The sequence below is a fragment of the Streptomyces sp. NPDC050619 genome (assembly GCF_040654815.1).
Lineage (GTDB): Bacteria > Actinomycetota > Actinomycetes > Streptomycetales > Streptomycetaceae > Streptomyces.
In genome coordinates, this window is sequence record NZ_JBFAIR010000001.1 from 633,831 (window position 1) to 653,176 (window position 19,346).

Below are 19,346 nucleotides of genomic sequence, written 5' to 3' on the forward strand. Positions count from 1 at the left end.
TGATGCTTCCGGGTGCGCTGGCGTGACGGGCTGGTCATCGGGGCGTGGTCTTGGGTGGATGAGCTTGTGACTTGTGCGCGGGTGGTGCGCACCCCGGCGCGCGCCGAGTGAGGATCTTTATCCCTCACACAGGTGGATTCGCCCTGGTGGGGCTGGTCGGTTGGTGGCGCCGCGTGCCTAACTGGCTTGCAGGAGGCGGAAGTCCGCCTCCACGTAAACGGAGGTGATCACCGTGCAGGAGACGCTGCAGGGCTTCGAGACCACGGATGTGTACGAGCCGCCGATGCTGGCCGAGGCCGGGCAGTACGCCGAGCTGACCCAGGGCGAATTCGGGGACTGGCCTGACTTCCCGGTCGGCTTGTGGCTCTGATGAGCCCGACGGGTGCCGGTCCTGGCCGCAAGGGCCTGGGCCGGCACCCGGTGCCACGCCGCCACGCTGTCACTCGTCCCCACCCTGGAGATCGTCGATGGGCGCCACGCCGGCCCGCTGGTTCGTTGTCCTTCCCGACCGGGATCTCTCACCCGTTCTCCTCGATCGTCTGCGGAACCTCGCCGGTCCGGCCGCGCTCCGCATCGTGCCGCATGCGTCCGGCCGTCCGTGGCTGGTCGGCTGCTGGCCGGACGACGAGCTGACTGCCTGCGCCGTCGGTGACGTACGCCTGGCGGTCGCCGGGACGTGTTCCCTCAAGCCCGCCGAACTGGCCGCGCGGGCCCGGCAGATCAACGACACCGCGCACATCGAGCCGGTGCTGCTTGATGCCCACGGCTGCTTCCATGTCCTCGCGTCCGTCGCCGGACACACGTACGTGCGGGGCAGCTTCTCCGGGCAACGGCGGGCGTACTGGGCCGAGGCCGGCGGCGCCACGGTCTGCGCCGACCAGGCCCGCGTCCTCGCCCGGCTGACCGCCGCGGAGCTGGACACCGCGCAGCTGGCGCTGCGGCTCACCGGTGACACCGTTCCGCACCCGCTCGCCTGGGATGCGCTGTGGCGTGGCGTGCACGCCGTACTGCCCGGCACCGCCATGGAGCTGGCGCCCGGCGGCGAGGTGCGCACCCGGCGCTGGTGGCGGCCGGCGACGGCCGAACTGCCCCTGGATGAGGCCGCGGCCGGGCTGCGGAAGGCACTTGAGCAGGCGGTCGCGTTGCGGGTCCGACCGGACGAGGTGGTGGGCGCCGACCTGTCCGGCGGCATGGACTCGACCTCGCTGTGCTTCCTGGCCGCACAGGCGGGCGCCCGGCTGGTCACCGTCACGATGGACGCGGGCGCACCCACCAACGAAGACCGCCTCTACGCCACCCGGGCCGCCGGGCACCTGCCCCACATCGAGCATCTGGTGTTCGAGTCGGCAGATCTGCCCGCCCAGTTCAGCGGGCTGGACGAACGCGTGGATCTGGGCGACGAGCCGTCCGCGATCGTGCGTACGCGGGTGGAGCAGCGGTACCTGGCCGAGCAGATGCGTGCGCGCGGGGCCCGGCTGCGGTTGTCCGGCTTCGGCGGGGACCAGGTCATCCAGTCGCAACCCTCGTATGTGCACGGTCTGCTGCGGCGCTCACCCGCGGCCGGCCTGCGCCACGCGGCCGGGTGGCGCGCGCGACGCCGCCAGTCCCTCGGGGCGATCACCAGGGCGCTGCTCGACCGGGGCTCGTACGCCGCCTGGCTCACCGAGGCCGCCGGACTGCTGCACACGCCTGTGCAGGGAGACGACCTGCGCTGGGGACTGCGCCCCTATCTTCCGCCCTGGGCGAGCGAGCAGACCGTACAGCTGTGCGGTGAGCGGCTGCTCGGCGCGGCCCGGGACGCCAACGAGCCCCTGCACCGTGAACGCGGGCGGCACGCCTGGCTCGCCGCAGCGCAGCGTGGGGGCCGACTCGCCGGCAGCCTGGCCCACTGCGGGCAGCTCGACAGGCTGCCGTTTCACAGCCCGTTCTGCGACGACGCCGTGATCGCGGCCGCGCTCGCCGCCCGCCCGCACGAGGCCGCCGGCCCCTGGTCCTACAAGCCGCTCCTCGCCGCCGCCATGCACGGCCTGGTGCCAGAGACCATCCTGCGCCGCACCACCAAGGACCACTTCGGATACGAATGGCAGGACGGCCTGCGCCGCAACCGACACGTGCTCGCCGCCTGGGCCGAGGACTCCCGCCTGGTGGCCACCGGACTGGCCGACGAGGACGCACTGCGCCGCGCCCTGCTCTCGCCCCAACTACTGATCGGCGGGACCGCGGAATTCGAGACCACGCTGGGAGTGGAGGCGTGGCTGCGCGGCCTGGAACACCAGTACACCCCGGACGGCACGAGGGAGATGAACGGTGCACCGACTACGTGCTGATGTCACCGCCTGCGCCACGGACGACGGCATGGTCCTGCTCGACGAACGCGCCGGACGCTACTGGCAGTTGAACCACACCGGCGCCCTCGTCGTCCAGGCCCTGCTGGACGGCGTCACACCCGAACAGGCCGCCGAACGGCTCGCCGCCACCCGCCCGGTCACCCACGAACGCGTCACCGCCGACGTCACCGCGCTGGTCGCGCACCTTGTGAAGGAAAGGCTGGTGACTGACTCGTGAGCCAGATCCTGGACACCAGTGGTGTCCGGCCGGCCCCCGGATCCCGCCTTGCCGCCCACACCGCCGTTGCCATCGCCAGGCTCCTCGCCCGCCTGCCCCCACGCCGGATCCGTGCCGCACTCGGCGTCGCCCGGCGCGGGGCCCGGCCCGCCCGCTACGACGAAGCCCTGCGTGCCCGCCAGGAAGTCACGGCCGTCAGCACCCTGTGCGCGGGCCGCTACTGCCTCCAACGCTCCCTGGCCACCGCCCTGCTGTGCCGGATGCGCGGGCACTGGCCCCAGTGGTGCAGCGGGGTACGCACCTCACCGTTCGGAGCGCACGCCTGGGTGGAAGCCGAGGGCAGGCCCGTCGGCGAACCGAACGACACCGCCACCTACCGGGCGATGATCGCCGTACCGGCGCAGCCGCAGACCAGAGGCTGACATGTCGTTGAGTCACGGCGCTGGAGGCTGCGCGGCCCCTGAGCCGCCTTCCCAATGCTCCTGGTCACCGGCCTTGTCGGGCGTGGTCGGGGTCTGAGTGCGTGTTCTGCGGGCCTTCGTCTGATCTCAGTTTGAGTCGGTCTCTGGGGTGGTCAGTGCCGACAGGGTGAGGGTGAACAGGCCGGGTTCGGATTCGGTGAGGATGCCGCGGTTGGCCAGGCGTTTCAGCTTGGCGCGCATGCTTTCTGTGTGCCGCGGTTCGGTGCCGGTGCCGAGGGTGCGGCAGACCTCCCGGGCGCGCAGCCCGTCGCTGTTCTGCTCGAAGAGGGCCAGGATCTCGTGGTAGCCCGGCGGCAGCGGCTCGGGTGATGGGGCGCCGTCCTTCGTGGCCAGTTCCAGCACGGTCTCGCGGGTGGTCTCCAGCCGTTCCAAGCTGCGCTCGGCAGCGGCAAGTTGCCCGGTGAGTTGGGCGATCTGCTCGCGCAGCCGTTCGGCGGTCTCGCGGACCAGCCGCTGCCGGGTCTCGATCTTGTCCAGGAGCTCTCTCACCGTCCGCTCCCGCTTGCCTGGGATGCATCGCGCCAGGTCGGGGTGGCGGTGCGGGTGAGGCGGCGGAGCATGACGTCGGTCATGGACCAGTGGATCACCGCCACCGAGCTGGCCAGCCGGGTCTCGTAGTCCGCGCGAGTCTGCGGTGCAGCAGGAGGGTGCCGAACGTCTGCTCCACCACCCATCTCTGCCGTTCCGGTGTGAATCCTCTTGCCCCGGGATCACGTTGGACGATCTCCACGTCGATGCCGAGGCGGGCGCCGTGCTCGACCACGGCCTGCTTGAACCCGGCGTCCACCCAGCTCTTGGTCACCGTGGGTGCCGTGGCGGCGACCTTGTTCAGCAGAGCGATGCCGATCGCGTTGTCGTGCACGCTCGCGGCGACCACGACCACGGCGACGATCAAGCCGAGGACGTCGGTGGCGATGCCCCGCTTGCGGCCCGGGCTCCGCTTGCCAGGGTCCAGCCCGGTCGTGTCCTTCGGCGCGTTCACCGAGGCCCGTACCGTCTGCGAGTCCAGGACGACGGCGGTCGGATCCTCGTGCCGCTTGCGCATTTCGCGACCCAGGCAGCGCATCAGGTCGTGGATTGTCTCGGCGGTGCCGTCGTCGCGCCACCTGCCGAAGTAGTAATACACCGCGCTCTTGGGCGGCAGGTCGTGCGGGAGGTAGCGCCACTGGCAGCCGGTACGGGCCTGGTAGAGGATCGCGTTGACGATCTCCCGCATCGCGTACTGGCCCGCATGCCCGCTGACCGAGGGATGCCTCGCCTTCCAGGCCGTGATGACCGGCCGGATCAGCTCCCATGCCTCATCCGGCAGATCACCCGGGTACGGCTGACGCCCGCTCACGCTCCCCAGCAGACCGCACCACCGGCCGACCGTGAAGCCCCGGAACCGGACAACCCACCCTCTCGGCGGGGCGGCCCATGTGCCGGTACATGGCTCCCGCGTGGCTCCAGATGCGGAACTTGATCGCCTGATCGCCGGACATCTCCGCGAGGGCCTGGGCCTCACGCATGTGCGCCTTGGCGACGTCGTAGCGGCGGCCGTCGATGGCGGCCCACATCGCCGAGGAGCGGAACGCCGCTGCGGAGGCGTAGAGGCTGCTGCGCACGCGCTGGGTGGCGCTGCCCGCGTTCTGGAGATTCAGCGCCTCGTCGGCGAGCGCGGCGGCTCGCTGTTCGATGCCGAGTTGTCCGCCGTGGCGGTGGTCGCTGGCGATGATCTCAGCGAAGCGCGTCTGCAGACGGTCGACGTCGCTCATGCCGATACGGCGCGGCGATGCGGTGCCGGGGGCGGCGGCTGCTGCGGCGGCAGCTGCCGCAATGCCGCCGACGAGGGTACGGCGCTTCATGCCGGGGTCCTCCTGCTGCGGTGGGCTGGGGTGGACGGAGTCCTGCCCCGTGGCACGAACCCTAGAGCGGTGGCGGGCAGACCGGTGACGTCCTCAAGTGCCTTGCGGGTAGCCGATTTGGGCACGCCGACCCGTTTGGGCGGGCCTCCATCTGCAAGGTTGGCCGGGACCCGAACATCGACCTGATCGCGGAAGGCGTGGAAGGGCTGGCCCGACTCGGCGATATCGCTGAGTCCCTCATGCCGATGGCCAAGGTCTTCCAGGAGGCGAAGGCACCACTGGAAGTTACTGCCAACACGAAAGCAGGTGACCTCATGACAGCCGTACTGGTCGAGATCGGGCCCAGCCGGACCGCCATCAAGGAAGACCCGGAGGCCGTCGTACTCGTTGAGGACGTCGACGCCCTGACGGCCGACGCCCTGCCGGGCTGCAACGACGACAACCCGTACAACTGATCCGCAACCGCGGGGTGGGGCCCCACGCGAGTCCCCACCTCGCGGTATCGCACGACGATCTTCTTCTCCTGGAGCACATCCGTGGCTACGCACCGCCTCACCGAACTGCCCGCCGATGCACTGAAGATGATCGCGACGATCGCCGGGCCGGTGCACGACGTCGAAATGGTGTCGGCCGGCTACAACAGCGAGATCGCCGCTCGCCTGCACCTCGACAACGGCACGGTCTTCGTCAAGGGGTTGCGCCAGGACCACCCACGGGTGTGGACACAGCAGCGCGAGGCCGACATCAACGCCTTCACACAGGGGCTCGCCCCCGCGCTGCGCTGGGAGATCAGGAAAGGAGGGTGGGACCTGCTGGGGTTCGAAGACCTCGGAGGGCGGCACGCCGACTACTCTCCTGGCTCTCCTGACCTGGAACTCGTCCTTCAGGCCATGCGGTACCTCACCTCTGCCACGCCGCCCTCCGGCGTCGAACTGAAGACGATGCCTCAGCGCATGATCGCCCACGTCACGGACCCGGCAGACGTGCGGTTCTTCGAGGGCAGCACCCTGCTGCACACCGACTGGAAACCCGACAACGTCCTCATCGTGGACGGACAGGCCCGGCTCGTCGACTGGGCGTGGGCCTCCAGTGGAGCAGCCTGGATCGACCCCGCCCTATGGGTGATCTGGCTCATCGCCTCCGGCCACAGTGCCGCTGACGCCGAGAGCCTGGCCGCGCTGCATCCCGCCTGGGACATCACACCGGTGCGGCACATCGACGCATTTGCCTGTGCCCAACAACGGCTGTGGGAGTCGATCGCGCGCGCTGACCGGCCCGACGAGTGGACGCACAAGCTGCACGCCGCGACACAGGCCTGGGTGGAGCACCGGGGCTGACGAGGACCGGGCCGCAGTGCCCCGGTGCGGCGGCATCAGCCGCCTGTCCCCCCGTTGCTGCGCGCCGTCCGGGCGGGCCTGGGAGAGCGTTGACCGTCGGAGCCCACGGCCTGTGCCGTCCGAAAGGATCCGCGGCTGGGCAAGCGGGCACGCGAGCAGGCCGCCCGGTTCACCCGGCCGTGTCTGCCTGAGCTTCGGGGTGACCTCCGCCGTCGGCGGGGCGGCAAGCCAGGCCAGCCAATCGTAGGTAGCGAACCGAATCGCCAACGAGATCCCACCACTGCCACTACCGTCGGTGACCTCAGCCCAGCCCGACCCTCCAGGAAACATGAGCGGACAACCGGCACAGCCCGTCATCGACACACACGTCTTCGTCCGCGACGGAGACAAGATCCTCCTCTCACAGAGGGGCGGCCCCTACGGCCGCGGCCGATGGCACATGCCATCCGGCAAGCTCGACGAGGGTGAGCCCTTGACCGTCGGCGCGGCCCGCGAACTTCGCGAAGAGACGAGCATCGTCGTCGATCCCGATCACCTTCGCCTGGTCCAGGTCGTGCACCACCGGCAGGGGGAGGACGTCGAGCGGATCGGCTTCTTCTTCGAGGCCACGAGGTGGGAGGGCCGGCCCGTCAACACAGAGCCGGAGAAGTGCCTCGCACTCGAATGGTTCACCGTCCACGATTTGCCCGACGACATCATCGAGTACCCGGAAGCCGGCTTGCTCGGCTACCTGAGCGAGGCCGGCCCTCTCGTTGAGCACGGCTGGCCGGCACCGAGGTGAAGAAACGAAGACGTTCCCGCAACGCTCCCAGTGCCCCCTTTGACGGATTCCGTGCGAGTTGTGCCACGGTGGACGGACGGCCAAGGGTCATGGAAATGGTCCGAGTTGAGGAGAGGGAAGGAGTGTGCCGATGCCGGAGGTCGGAGAGACGCGCAAGCTGTCGGAGCTGGGGCTGGTCAGCCGTCGCGCCGTGCTCAAGGGTGGCGCGGCCGTGGCGGCCGGTGCGGGGCTGGCGGCCACCGTCGGGTCCAAGACGGCCCAGGCAGGGATCGGGCGACTCGCCCCGGCCAATGCGCGCCGGGTCGGTGACGGTCAGTTCACCGGGCCGGAGCACACCCAGGCCTGGTCGGTGCCGTACACGGACCTGTGCATTCCGGTCGGCCTGTCCGACGGCTCGCTGCTGCTGATCGGAGGCGACAGCTACAACGAGGGCACGCCGCGGTTGGGAAAGGACGCGGACTGGCGCGCGCCCATCGGACTGCGTTCGCACTCCGACCCGCTCGCCGGGAAGGTCGAGATCGACGGCGCCGTCCTGGACAACAAGGGGGTCGCCCACGTAAGCCGGACGCGGCGAATTCCGGCTGGGGGCCGAAATTCGCGTATCACGGGTGGGGCTTCGCCCATGGCCAGTGGGCGTGGGGGAACGAGCCGACCACGATCGTCGACCGGCGCAAGTGGGGCGAGATCTGCTCCACCTTCGACAACTTCAACATCACCGTCAGCAACTGGGACCCGAACGCCGATTACGGCCCGGACGATCACAACTACGTCGTCTCCCATTGGCGGACCCGCCTGAACCCCAATATCTGAGCAAGGCAACCTTCGTGGCCTCTCGCACATCAAAAGGTGCATGAGGTCCAAGTGCACGGTGTTCGGGGCGGTGCTGGCTACCGTGGCGCTCGCCCTGACGCCCAGTGCAGCAGCCGCAGCCGCAGCCGCTGCCGCTGTGGCCGCCGATCCGTCCGCGACACCGTCCCCCCTGCCGACGCGGGCATACGCGACGATCGAGGCGGAAAAACAGCTGAACGTGGCGTCGGCTGCGCAGTCGGCCGATGTGAGCTGGATGTTCTGGGACGGCGGAGCGCAGGTCCCCGTACCCACACACGACACGCTCGTCATCGACGCGCGTGACCTGGAGGGCGTCGCGAGCGTCGCGGTCGACGACCCCAGGTGCAAGGGCGGCGGGCAGGTCATCACCTGCGGCAACACGGATTCCGCGCAGAGCCGTTCGGTCGAGTTCACCCTGCGTGCGGACGCCGGCGCCGCCCCCGGCGCCACCGGCACGCTCGCATATACCGTCACCGCCGACCATGCCACCGGAACCACGGTGAACGCGAAGGTGGTCGTCGGCATCCCGAATCTGATCGTCGGCAGGCTGCCGGATGTGACGCACGCAAAGGTCGGGTCCCGGGTCGATGTTCCGCTCCGGCTCCGCAACACCGGGGATCTGGCCACTGACCGGCGCGTCATGCTGCGCTGGGAATCGGCGGGCGGTCTGGTCTTCGACCGCGAGTTCTCCAACTGCGCCTACGGCGAAGGTGATGAGCCCGGCGAGCCCGGCAGCCGGACATCCGTCACCTGCGTCTTCCCGGCCGGCCCGGACTCCGTGCCCGCGGGGGCCACCGTGGAGCTGAGCAGCCCCCTGACCGCCACCGTCGGCAAGCACGTCCTGACCGCTGTGACCGACTACTCGGCCGAGCTGCTGAAACCTGGCGTACAGCCCGGCGGCGGCAGCCACCAGGGCACCGGGCCGGCGCTCACCCTGGTGCGGGCGGCGGGAGCGGGAAGCGGATTCGAGAAGGGTGCCGAGGGCCGATTCACCGTCGCGGCCGACAACTCCGCGGATCTCGCGGCCGAGGCCACCACGAAGCCGGGCCGCAAGGCAGGCGAATGGACCCTGGACATCAACGCCCTGAACCACGGCCCGGCCTCCGCGTACGGGATCGACGACAAGTCTGTCGCCGTGGTCGATGTCGTCCTGCCCAAGGGTGCGCTCGCGACCGGCACCGCTCACTCGGAGGAGGAGGACGGCCCTTACGGCCCTTGCCTGCTGCGGGAGGGCGGCACCAGCACGGCACCTTTCGAGGCGGGCCACCGGCACTACCTGTGCACCGTGCCGCTCGGTGTCGCCGCCGGCCAGAGCCAGCGGTTCGAACTGTGGGGGAAGACGTCCAAGGCCTACGACGGTGCCAAGGGCACGGCGACCGTGCGTCCCGGCCCGGCCGGCATCCCCCTCCACGACCCGGACGCCTCAAACGACAGCGTCACCTTCGCCTTCGCCTTTGGCACGTCGGCCACACCGACCGCGGCGGTACCGTCCGGCGACACCCAGGACGCCACCGGCGCGGGCCGGACGACACTCCTCGCCACCGCGGCAGGCTGCGCCGCTCTGCTGGGCGGCGGCGCCGTCATCGCCGTCCGACGCCGCAGACGTTCTCACTGACGCGTTCTCGCTGACCTGTGGGGTGGCGCATGACTCGCGTGCTGGTGCGGCCCCCGGCAGCAGCCGGGTGGTGGCAGCCGAGCTGCGCCGCGGCCTCGGCGAGCGTCATCCTCCAAGCGTTGCCCTGCAGTTGGCGCGCCCGTACGACCCGTACGCCGTGGCCTGCTGGACCACCTTGCCGTGCAGGCTGACCGAGCAGGTCGCGTTGCCGCCGTCCTTGCCCAGGATGATGGAGACGACCGCCGGGGCGCCGCCGGCGGTCAGGTCGGCCCCGCCCCGCCAGGGAAGGTGGACGCTGACGGTGTGCAGCCTTCCGTCCGGCCCGGCGTAGCCGATCTGGCTGGTGCCGTGGCCGGTGACCTGGTAGGCCACGGGAACGGTGGAGCCGTGCTGCTTGGCGGCCGCGCTCTTGTCGCCGTTCCCGCTGTGGACGGCGAACAGGACGCCTGCGGTGGCGAGGGCGGCCGACACGAGCGCGCCGACGCCGAATACGAGCGCGCGGACGCGGCGCCGTGCGGCGGGCCCCGCGGCGATTTCATCGCTTTCGGGGGTCTCGGTGTCTGTCTCGGTGTCTGCTGCAGTCTGGGTTTCCATCGCCGACTTCCGTTCCGCATATGGGCGTGAACGCCCGGCTTCGAATTTCGTCGCAGTGTTCCCGTCGATTAGAGCCAATGCGACGGAAGCGTGCAAGTGCCGGTCCGGGGGCCCTGTTCGGGCCTGCTGGTCAAGATGCACGAACTGAAGGATCGTTGAAGCATCGGTAAATGGATGCCTGTATTCAGCAAAGTGCCGCCCATGAAGACAAAGCTGGCTCCAAGGTTGTGTTTTTCCTATGACCGAATTATGGCCAAATTATGACCGGCGAATCGGACGAACCTGATGAATCGGCTGGCAAGATGGCAGATTCGTCCCGATTTTTCTGGAACTGTGCTCTTGCTGGACCTGCTCACAATCGTCGTGTCACAGTCCGGCCGCTGATTCGGTGTCCCCCCGCACTGGTCGCATTACCGGCTTTGGAACCGCCATCGCCGGTTTAGTGCGGTCACGTCTACGTGCGTGATTTACGGTGCTGCGGGGGGCGTCAGTCATGCCCTTGGATATTCGCGCCCCGAAACTCATGAACTCACGCGCCCAGACGCGATCGCTCGTGCCTGTTTTTTCGAGCATGCGTGACGAGGAGTCTTCGTGGCGAGACGAAGAAGGATTGCCGCAACTATGGCGGCGGGAGCGTTGCTGGGTGCTGTCATACAAACCCCGGCGTTCGCATCCGCGCCGTCGTCGGGCCATGGCGGTCCCGGAATCATGGACACGGTCAAGGGCTGGTTCGGCGGCGGGCATTCCTCCCCCAAGCCGCCGGTCGGGCCGAAGGACGCGATAGCCGACCGGCAGAAACTGCCGCCGGGCAAGAGGGCGCCGAAGGCGCATCGGGTACGGGAGCTCACCTCCAGACGTACCCCGTCGGCGCGGTACTGGAAGATGTCGGACGGGACGACGCAGGCCGAGTTGTCGGCGGTGCCGCTGTCGTACAAGGCCCCTGGTGGCTGGAAGGCGATCGACACCAAGGCGGTCGGCACCAGCCGTTCGGGTTATGTCTTCGCCAACACCTCGAACCTGGCGCGTACCTACTTCGGCTCGCGCAGCAGCGATCTGCTGCGGTTCGAGGCGGATGCGAAGCACACGGTGACCCTGGGGCTGGCCGGTGCCGTCAAGGGTGTCAAGCCGGTGGCGAAGGACGACACGGTCACCTACCGGGACCTGGCCTCGGGTGCGGACTTCACGTATCGGGTGGGTCGCGGTGCGGTGAAGGAGGACATCGTCCTCAAGCAGGCGCCGGCGCATCCGGTGTCGTTCTCCTTCAGGCTGGATACGGACGGGTTGACGCCGCGGCAGGGCAAGGACGGGTCGATCGCGCTGTACGGCGGCAGTGAGACGGGCCGTCCGGTTGCGGTGATCCCCGCAGCCGTGATGTTCCAGGCTCCGAAGAGCGCCGGTTCAGCGGTGGTTGACCTCTCCCACGGCCGGGTGGCGCAGAAGCTCACGCGCTCGGGTTCGTCGTGGCGGGTCACGCTCACGCCGGATGCGCGGTGGCTGTCCGCGCCGGGTCGGCGTTTTCCGGTGGCGGTGGACCCGACGATCATGCTGGCCCCGACACCGTCGGCGTCTCAGGACGTGATGGTCGACTCCACTCAGGCGACGACGAACCTCGACGGCACCTGGCAGCTGGGTGTGGGCACCACCGCGACCGGGAAGCTGCGTTCCTTGCTGAAGTTCCCGTTGACGGGGATTCCGGCGAATACGCCGATCACGTCGGCGCAGTTGGGCGTGTACTACAACCAGGTTCACACCGCGAACAACAACGACGTCGTCATCGAGGCGCACCGGGCCACTGGCTCGTGGGATGCGACGACCGCGACATGGAACAACACCAGTGCTTTGTCGGGGGAGTTGTCCGGCACCACGGTGCAGTTGGATGACGGTGACGCGGGGACGGCGGCGAAGGGTTCGTGGCCGTACTCGGCGAACACCGCCTATACGCAGTACGCGGTGAACGGGGATTACGCGTACAACAAGGACACGGTGGCGGGTGATACGTACACCTGGCAGCCGACGGTGTCGAAGGCGGGCTCGTACCGGGTGGATGTGCACTCGATCCCGGCCTCGGACCGGGCGACGAACGCGCCGTACACGGTGACGTACAACGGTGGGACCTACAACGGCACAGTCGACCAGTCGGCTGGTACCGGTGGGGTGTGGCGGTCCTTGAACAACGGCAATCCGTTGCCGTTCGCGGCGGGTACGGCGGGCAAGGTCGTGCTGGGGGACGGTCCGGCGTCCGCGACCACGTCGGTGATCGCGGATGCGGTGCGGCTGGTGGAGCCGGGCACGACGATCACCAAGCCGGCCGGGTCGTACGACCAGTGGCACAACTTCGCGGTGACCGACACCGTGCAGAAGTGGGTCAACGGTACGGCGGCGAACAACGGGTTGGTGCTGCAGGCGGCCGACGAGTCGACGCTGGGCCAGGGCGGCCCGCTGTATGAGGCGTCGGAGTTCGGGTACGGCGGTGAGACCGCGACGTATCCGAAGCTGACAGTCGTCTACGGCACCCCGGGTGTGGCGGTGAACCCGCCGACGGTCATCCATGCCACTGGTGCGGAGCTGTCCTGGCCGGCGTACACGAACACGACCGGAGACCCGGCGAACGACCTGGCCGAATACCAGGTCCACCGCTCCGTCTTCCAGGGCTTCACCCCCTCCTCGGCGACCCTGGTGTCCCCGGTCGCGGCCGGCACGACGAGCTTCACCGATACCACCGCGGTGCCCACCCCCGCGGACTCGCCCGACGCCTTCCACGCGGTGTATTACGAGGTCGCGGTCAAGACCAAGGGCGGGCAGATCATCGGCGGCCCGGTGCAACTGACCGACCTGCCCAAGGCCGGCCAGACCACGCAGATCATCCAGTCGGGGCAGACCGACACCACCCTGTCCTCGGCCCAGGCGACCACCGCGCACGACACCATCTCCTCCGACGGCGTGAACCAGAAGTGGCTGGAGGTGGGCGACAACTCCGCCACCTACGGCACGACCCGTGGGGTGCTGAAGTTCCCGACCAGCTCGCTGCCGTCGACGGCCCGGGTGCTGGACGCCCAGGTGCAGGCGATGTCGACGATCACCACCAATTCCGGTGGCGGCTCGGCGACGTACGAACTGCACGGGCTGACGAAGGACTTCGACGAGGCCGCCGCCACCTGGAACAACGCCACCTCGACCACGGCGTGGACGACGGCGGGCGGTGACTACTCCTCGACCGTGTCCGACACCGTCGCCGGGGTGAGCAACGACCCGGTGCGGCACTGGTGGGACGCCACCTCGCTGACCCAGGGCTGGATCAACACTCCGTCCTCCAACCACGGTGTTCTGATCAAGCTGGCGAACGAGACGACCTCCGGTCCCCAGGAGCGTTCCACCTTCCTGTCCTCGGAGACGTCCGAGCCGCAGCTGCGGCCGCAGTTGGATGTCACCTACGTGGACGCCACGACGGACTCCACCTACTACGCGGCGGACACGCCGTCCCGGATGACGCCGGGCACCACCTACAACGTCGACGTCAATCTGACCAACACCACCAACGCCACCTGGACCGCGGCCGGTGAGGCGCTGTCCTACCGGTGGACCCTGCCAGACGGTACGGATGTCACCAACGGCGGCAACCAGATCCAGACCGCACTCCCGCAGGACATCTCCCCGGGCGAGACGGTGCTGGTGCACGCCCAGGTCAAGGCGCCCACCAACGCCGACTCCGGCAACCCGACCAACTCCCGCACCCAGTACTCGCTGACCTGGGACGCGTACAACAAGAGCAACAGCACCTGGAACTCGGCCACCGGCGGTGTGGCGGGCCTGGCGCAGAACATCGCCGTCGAGGACCCGACCTCCGACACGCTCGGCCTGGAGAAGTTCTACTCCTACACCGGCAAGAACACCGGCGCCGGCTCCACGGTGATGAACAACCTGGCCTCCGGCAACACCGTGTGGTCCTACAACGCGTTCACGAACCCGGGCCGCGGACTGACCACCTTCGCCCGCTTCTCCTACAACTCCCTCGACACCTCCGACACGGTCTCCGGCGCGGGCTGGTCGGCACAGCTGGCCGGGCCGATCCGGCTGGGGGCGCCGCTGGACTTCCACCCCAACCCCAACCCGACCGAGATCCGTCTCCCGGACGGCGACGGCACGACGCACGTCTTCACCCAGCAGGCGGACGGCAGTTGGAAGGCCCCGGCGGGCGTCCACTACCAGCTGACGATGAAGGCGGGCCTGGACTGCACCCCGGACAAGGATCCGGTCCCGGACGCCTGGAGCCTGCTGCGCCCGGACGGCACCCGCTTCCTGTTCGGCTGCGACGGCTACCTGACGTCGGCGGTCGACAAGAACGGCAACACGCAGACGTACACGTACGAGGAGCGCAGGTCCAACAACAAGCCGGTCAAGTTCCTCACGTACATCACCGACCCGGCGGGCCGTCAGTCCCTGACGGTCGACTACTACAAGAAGGGCGACGCGTCGTACGACTACATCGACGGCACGGGCGCCAAGGTCACAGGCTCGAACCTGACCAACTCCAAGATCTACGACCACGTCAAGTCCATCACAGACATCTCGGGCCGCAAGATCTCCTTCTACTACACCACCCAGGGCCTGCTCGGACAGTTCACCGACGGTGACGGCTCGTCCCAGCCGAAGGTGTTCAAGTTCACCTACGACGCCACGCAGGGCAACAAGAACGTCAAGCTGGTCACGGCCACCGACCCACGCGGCCACGACACCCAGCTGGCGTACTACGCCCCGCAGGCCGGTGACGACCCGACGTACCACTGGTGGACGAAGACCATCACCGACCGTGTGAACGGCACCACGAACTTCGCGTACGCGGTGGACGGCACCACTCCGGCGTTCACCGACACGACGGTCACGGACGCCGAATCGCACGGAACGAGTTATGTGACGGACGACTTCGGCCGCCCGGTCCAGACGACCGACGCCAAGTCCCAGACCACGAAGATGTCGTGGGACGCGGACAACAACGTCACGTACCTGGAGGAGGCCAACGGCGCGAAGACCGCGTACTGCTACGACCCCAAGACGGGCTATCCGCTGCGCCAGTGGGACGAGGAGACCACGAAGTCGTGGACGTCGTTCAACCCGACCGACTACTGCAACCCGTCCAGCTATCCGGCCAACGGCTCGGCGTACACGTACCAGACGCGCGTCGACGGCTACGCGGCCGACCTGTACACGAAGACGTCCCCTCAGGGCCGCGCCTGGCAGTTCGGGTACGACAACTTCGGCAATCTGACGTCGGTCACCGACCCCAAGGGTGTCGCCACCGCGACGGCGGGTGACTACACCACGACGTACGCCTACGACTCCTACGGTGAGCTGACCACGGGCACCGACGCCAACGGCAGCCCGACCACCTACAGCGGCTTCGGCCCGACCGGCTACCCGGCGACGATCAAGGACGCGCTGAACAAGTCCACGTCGTACGTGTACGACGAGCGCGGCCAGGTCACCTCCGTGACCGACGCCAACCAGAAGACAACCACGCAGACGTACGACACGTACGGGCGTCCGCTGGTCAACACGGTGCCCAAGGACCAAGCGTCGGGCGTGTACATCACGACTCCGGCGCCGGTGTACGACGCGAACGACAACGTGACCACGTCGACGGCGCCGAACGGTGCGGTGTCCACGGCGGTGTACGACCCGGCTGACGAGATCACCTCGGCCACCGCGCCCAAGGACACCTCCACGTCGGACGACCGGGTGACGGCCTACACGTACGACAGGGTCGGCAATCTCAAGACGACGACGCAGCCCAAGGGCACGCTGACGACGTCCGACAGCACGGACTACGTCACGACGAACAACTACGACGCGATCAACGAGCTCACGTCGGTCGTGAACTCCGCGAACGACACGATCAGCTATGCGTACGACAACGTCGGCAACGTCGTCACGGTCATCGACCCGATCAAGAACGCGACGACGGACACGACCGACTACACGTCCAAGACGGCCTACGACCTGGACCACCGGGTCACGCAGGTCACGGACGCGGCCGGCAAGACGACGAAGAAGTCCTACGACAAGGACGGTCTGGTCGTCTCCACGACGGACGCGGAGAACAACACCACGCTCATCACCTACGACGAACGCGGCAAGCAGATCGAGGTCCAGGTCCCGCACGCGGGCGCGTCACCGATCACGTATCGCACGACGAAGTACGAGTACGACCAGGTCGGCAACGTCACCAAGCTACTCACACCCCGCTCGGTCTCGGCCGGTTCGACGGACGCGTTCACCCAGCGCACGGACTACGACGCGCTGAACCGCCCGGTCAAGCAGTACCAGCCCTACGACCCGGCGGACGCCCGCTACAACGACCCGAACGTCTACACCCAGACCAGCTATGACGCGGCGGGCCGCGTGGCCTCGACGTCGCTGCCGCCATCCGAGGGCGAGACGGCCCGCAACACCACCAACTACAGCTACTTCGACAACGGCTGGGTGAAGTCCTCCACGGACCCGTGGGACATCGCCACCACCTACGACTACAGCGACCTGGGCCAGCAGACGGCCAGGACCCTGACGTCGGCGGGCGGTTCCTCCAACCGCACGATGAACTGGTCCTACTACCCCGACGGCAAGCTGAAGACGCGTTCCGACGACGGGGTTCCGATCGGCAAGGACGTGGTTCTGGTCGACAACTCCGACACCCAGAACACTTCCTCCACGGGAACGTGGCCGACAGGTGACACCAGCGGCGAGCAAGGCTACAACTACGCCACCCACACGGCGGGCACGGGCACGGACGCCTTCACCTGGACGCTGAACATCCCGACGGACGGCACGTACGAGGCGTTCGTGAAGTTCCCGGCGGTGTCGGGCGCGGCCACGACGGCGAAGTACACCGTGACCCATGACGGAGGCACGACCGACAAGACAATCGACCAGACCGCCGGCGCCGGCACCTGGGTGTCCTTGGGCTCGTACAGCTTCAAGCAGGGCAACGCGGCCAAGCTGCAGCTGTTCCAGAACAGCGGCGCCACCGTCGTCGCCGACGGTGTGAAGCTGGTCCGTGACAACTCGGCCGACACCGACAACGAGCAGAAGACGTTCGCCTATACCTACGACGTGAACGGCAACCTGAAGTCGATCGGCGACACCTCGTCCGGCGCGACGATCGACAACTACGGCATCGACTACACGGGCCTCAACCAGGTCCAGAAAGTGACCGAGTCCGCCGGCGGCGTGGTGAAGGACGCCACGTCGTATACCTACGACGTGGATGGACAGGTCGCGACGGTCGACCACCCCGACCAGTACTCCACGTACACGTACGACCTACGTGAACTGGTGAAAACGGTCTCGGTGGGCACCTCGTCGACGGACACCGACCCGAAGGTCACGTCGTACACGTACACCGACCGCGGCCAGAAGCTCCAGGAGACGAAGGCCAACGGCAACGCTGTCGACTACACCTACTACCTGGACGGTCTGGTGAACACCCAGACCGAGAAGAAGGCGAACGGCACGCTCGTCTCCCAGCACACCGTCACTTATGACCCCAACGGCAACAAGTCGCGGGATGTCAGCACGAAGATGAACGCGGACACCCCGTCGGCGTACATCAACCTCACGGCCGACTACACCTACGACCCGGCCGACCGGATCACCGAGGTGTCCAAGTCCGGTGCGAGCACATCGGCGGAGTCCTACGTCTACGACGACAACGCCAACATCATCAGCCAGCAGGTCAAGGGAGTGCCGACGACCTTCTCCTACGACCGCAACCGGCTCCTGGCGGCGACAGTCAGCGGTGCGGCTGCCTCCTACAACTACGACCCGTTCGGCCGGTTGGAGTCGATCACCGGTGGTGGAAAGGTCGTGAACAGCAACACCTACGACGGCTTCGACCACGTCGTCGAGCACTCCACGCTCCAGTCCGACGGCACCCAGTCGGTGACGAGCTACACCTTCGACCCGCTTGACCGCACGGCCGGCAAAACCGTGGCCGGCAAGACCACCGACTACAACTACCTCGGCCTGACGGACAAGGTGTTGAGTGAGGAGGTCGGTGGTTCGGTCACCGCGTCCTACCAGTACTCGCCGTGGGGCCAGTTGCTCTCCCAGACCAAGCTGTCCGGGGGCACCGAGGAACTCGGCGTGTACGGGTACAACACGCGTGGTGACGTCGAAGACATCACCACGTCGACGGGAGACACCAAGACGACGTACGGATACACCGCCTACGGATCCGACGACGGCACGGAGTTCAGCGGTGCCGACCATGCGGACGTCACCGATCCGACCCAGGAGCCCTATAACCCCTATCGCTTCAACGCCAAGCGGTGGGATGCCTCCTCCGGCACCTACGACATGGGCTTCCGGGACTACGACCCGAAACTGAACCGGTTCACGACGAGGGACATGTACAACAGCGCCCTCGCCGACATGAACCTCGGCACCGACCCCTACACAGGCAACCGCTACGCCTTCGCGGGCGGCAACCCGGTGAACCGGTTCGAACTGGACGGTCACATGCTGTGCAGCCAGCCGGGGCCCGAGTGCGGGTACTACCCCGACCCCGAGGAGGACACCAAGCCCACGTCGCCCGGCGACGACTACCACCTCAGCACCACGTATGCCCAGACCACCCCGGACGGCAAGACCGGATTCGAGGACAGCTCAAGTTCCGAGTCGAAGTCGATTCCGGCCTGGGAGAACTTCGTCGGGGGCATCCTGTACTACGGCACCCAGTCGGAGAACCCCATCGGCGGCTACCTGGGGTTTTCCAACACCTCGGCGATCTGCACGGGGGCCGACGCGGCTCTCGGGCTGGGCGGCACCGCCTCCGGTTGTCTCGCTGTCATGAAGACCCGCAACGGGTACGACATGGCCTGGATCGGGTCCAAGGGAGGTGAAGTCGGCTTCGGGTACTCGGGCTCGTTGGGTCTGATGTACAGCAATGCCGACGACTGGAACCAACTGCGGGGCTCCGGCGTGGACGTCGGAGTCTCCGGAGGTGCCCCCGTGGGGGTCTACGGCGACGTCGGGCTCTCCGTGAACAGCACCTCGTCGTCGTGCAAGGTGGGCGCGCCGATTATTAGTGCGGGCACGAACAGCGACGGTGTGCCTGTGGGGACCATCGGGTTCGGCATCACCACACCGGGCCTCGCCGCGTCGGGTTCCTACACCTGCACGGGCATCACGGGCTAGTCCAGGGCGGCGGGAAGCCTGACAGGCTTCCCGCCGCCGTGTTCGTCCTCTTGTCGACCGCGGCAAGAGAAATGCAAGAATGCGATAAGGGCTCCGAAGGCCCGGATGCAG

At 68.0% G+C, this 19,346-nt stretch carries 13 protein-coding genes and 2 pseudogenes; 11 read left to right on the forward strand and 4 right to left on the reverse strand.

All coding sequences use genetic code 11. The features are described 5' to 3' along the window. The first annotated feature begins 232 nt into the window (after positions 1 to 232). From AB0I77_RS02810 to AB0I77_RS02825, 4 genes are all read left to right on the forward strand, one after another. A complete protein-coding gene (locus AB0I77_RS02810; RefSeq protein ID WP_363280464.1) occupies positions 233 to 370 on the forward strand; it encodes a lasso RiPP family leader peptide-containing protein in 138 nt (45 codons plus the stop codon). A gap of 97 nt (positions 371 to 467) precedes the next feature. Beyond that, positions 468 to 2,327: an asparagine synthase-related protein gene (locus tag AB0I77_RS02815; protein ID WP_363280465.1), complete on the forward strand. Its 1,860-nt coding sequence runs from the start codon at positions 468 to 470 to the stop codon at positions 2,325 to 2,327. A gap of 28 nt (positions 2,328 to 2,355) precedes the next feature. Beyond that, positions 2,356 to 2,565, forward strand: a complete 210-nt coding sequence (locus tag AB0I77_RS02820; protein WP_363280569.1) for a lasso peptide biosynthesis PqqD family chaperone — start codon at positions 2,356 to 2,358, stop codon at positions 2,563 to 2,565. Next, complete coding sequence (locus AB0I77_RS02825) at positions 2,562 to 2,987, forward strand: lasso peptide biosynthesis B2 protein (RefSeq protein ID WP_363280466.1); 426 nt, start codon at positions 2,562 to 2,564, stop codon at positions 2,985 to 2,987. The genes AB0I77_RS02820 and AB0I77_RS02825 overlap by 4 nt, the downstream gene beginning before the upstream one ends. 126 nt (positions 2,988 to 3,113) lie before the next feature. Here the strand turns inward: AB0I77_RS02825 and AB0I77_RS02830 are convergent, their stop codons facing one another. From AB0I77_RS02830 to AB0I77_RS02840, 3 genes and pseudogenes are all read right to left on the reverse strand, one after another. Further along, entirely contained in the window at positions 3,114 to 3,536 is a 423-nt protein-coding gene (locus AB0I77_RS02830) for a hypothetical protein (RefSeq protein WP_363280467.1), read from the reverse strand. Beyond that, positions 3,533 to 4,386 (reverse strand): annotated as a pseudogene (locus AB0I77_RS02835) (IS5 family transposase). Before AB0I77_RS02835 ends, AB0I77_RS02830 begins: the two are co-directional and overlap by 4 nt. Next, entirely contained in the window at positions 4,358 to 4,891 is a 534-nt protein-coding gene (locus AB0I77_RS02840) for a hypothetical protein (protein ID WP_363280468.1), read from the reverse strand. Before AB0I77_RS02840 ends, AB0I77_RS02835 begins: the two are co-directional and overlap by 29 nt. Before the next feature lie 98 nt (positions 4,892 to 4,989). Between AB0I77_RS02840 and AB0I77_RS02845 the strand changes: the two are divergent. The 6 genes and pseudogenes from AB0I77_RS02845 to AB0I77_RS02870 form a co-directional block, all read left to right on the forward strand. Next, positions 4,990 to 5,201 (forward strand): annotated as a pseudogene (locus AB0I77_RS02845) (radical SAM protein); the annotation flags it as partial. A gap of 4 nt (positions 5,202 to 5,205) precedes the next feature. Continuing rightward, on the forward strand, positions 5,206 to 5,346 hold the full coding sequence (locus AB0I77_RS02850) for a hypothetical protein (RefSeq protein WP_363280469.1): 141 nt from the start codon (positions 5,206 to 5,208) through the stop codon (positions 5,344 to 5,346). Between the two features lie 81 nt (positions 5,347 to 5,427). After that, the gene (locus tag AB0I77_RS02855) at positions 5,428 to 6,228 is read left to right on the forward strand and encodes an aminoglycoside phosphotransferase (RefSeq protein ID WP_363280470.1); all 801 of its coding nucleotides are present in this window, start codon (positions 5,428 to 5,430) and stop codon (positions 6,226 to 6,228) included. Positions 6,229 to 6,556: 328 nt separating this feature from the next. Beyond that, on the forward strand, positions 6,557 to 7,009 hold the full coding sequence (locus AB0I77_RS02860) for an NUDIX domain-containing protein (RefSeq protein ID WP_363280471.1): 453 nt from the start codon (positions 6,557 to 6,559) through the stop codon (positions 7,007 to 7,009). 130 nt (positions 7,010 to 7,139) lie between these two features. Then, positions 7,140 to 7,805, forward strand: coding sequence for a hypothetical protein (locus AB0I77_RS02865; protein WP_363280472.1), 666 nt, complete (start codon positions 7,140 to 7,142; stop codon positions 7,803 to 7,805). Between the two features lie 54 nt (positions 7,806 to 7,859). Then, positions 7,860 to 9,452 carry a hypothetical protein gene (locus AB0I77_RS02870; protein WP_363280473.1) on the forward strand — a complete coding sequence of 531 codons (1,593 nt, stop codon included), beginning with the start codon at positions 7,860 to 7,862 and terminating at the stop codon, positions 9,450 to 9,452. 105 nt (positions 9,453 to 9,557) lie between these two features. Here the strand turns inward: AB0I77_RS02870 and AB0I77_RS02875 are convergent, their stop codons facing one another. Continuing rightward, positions 9,558 to 10,046, reverse strand: a complete 489-nt coding sequence (locus AB0I77_RS02875; RefSeq protein WP_363280474.1) for a hypothetical protein — start codon at positions 10,044 to 10,046, stop codon at positions 9,558 to 9,560. Between the two features lie 708 nt (positions 10,047 to 10,754). Between AB0I77_RS02875 and AB0I77_RS02880 the strand changes: the two genes are divergently transcribed. Next, positions 10,755 to 19,235 carry a DNRLRE domain-containing protein gene (locus AB0I77_RS02880; protein ID WP_363280475.1) on the forward strand — a complete coding sequence of 2,827 codons (8,481 nt, stop codon included), beginning with the start codon at positions 10,755 to 10,757 and terminating at the stop codon, positions 19,233 to 19,235. The last annotated feature ends 111 nt before the right edge of the window (positions 19,236 to 19,346 follow it).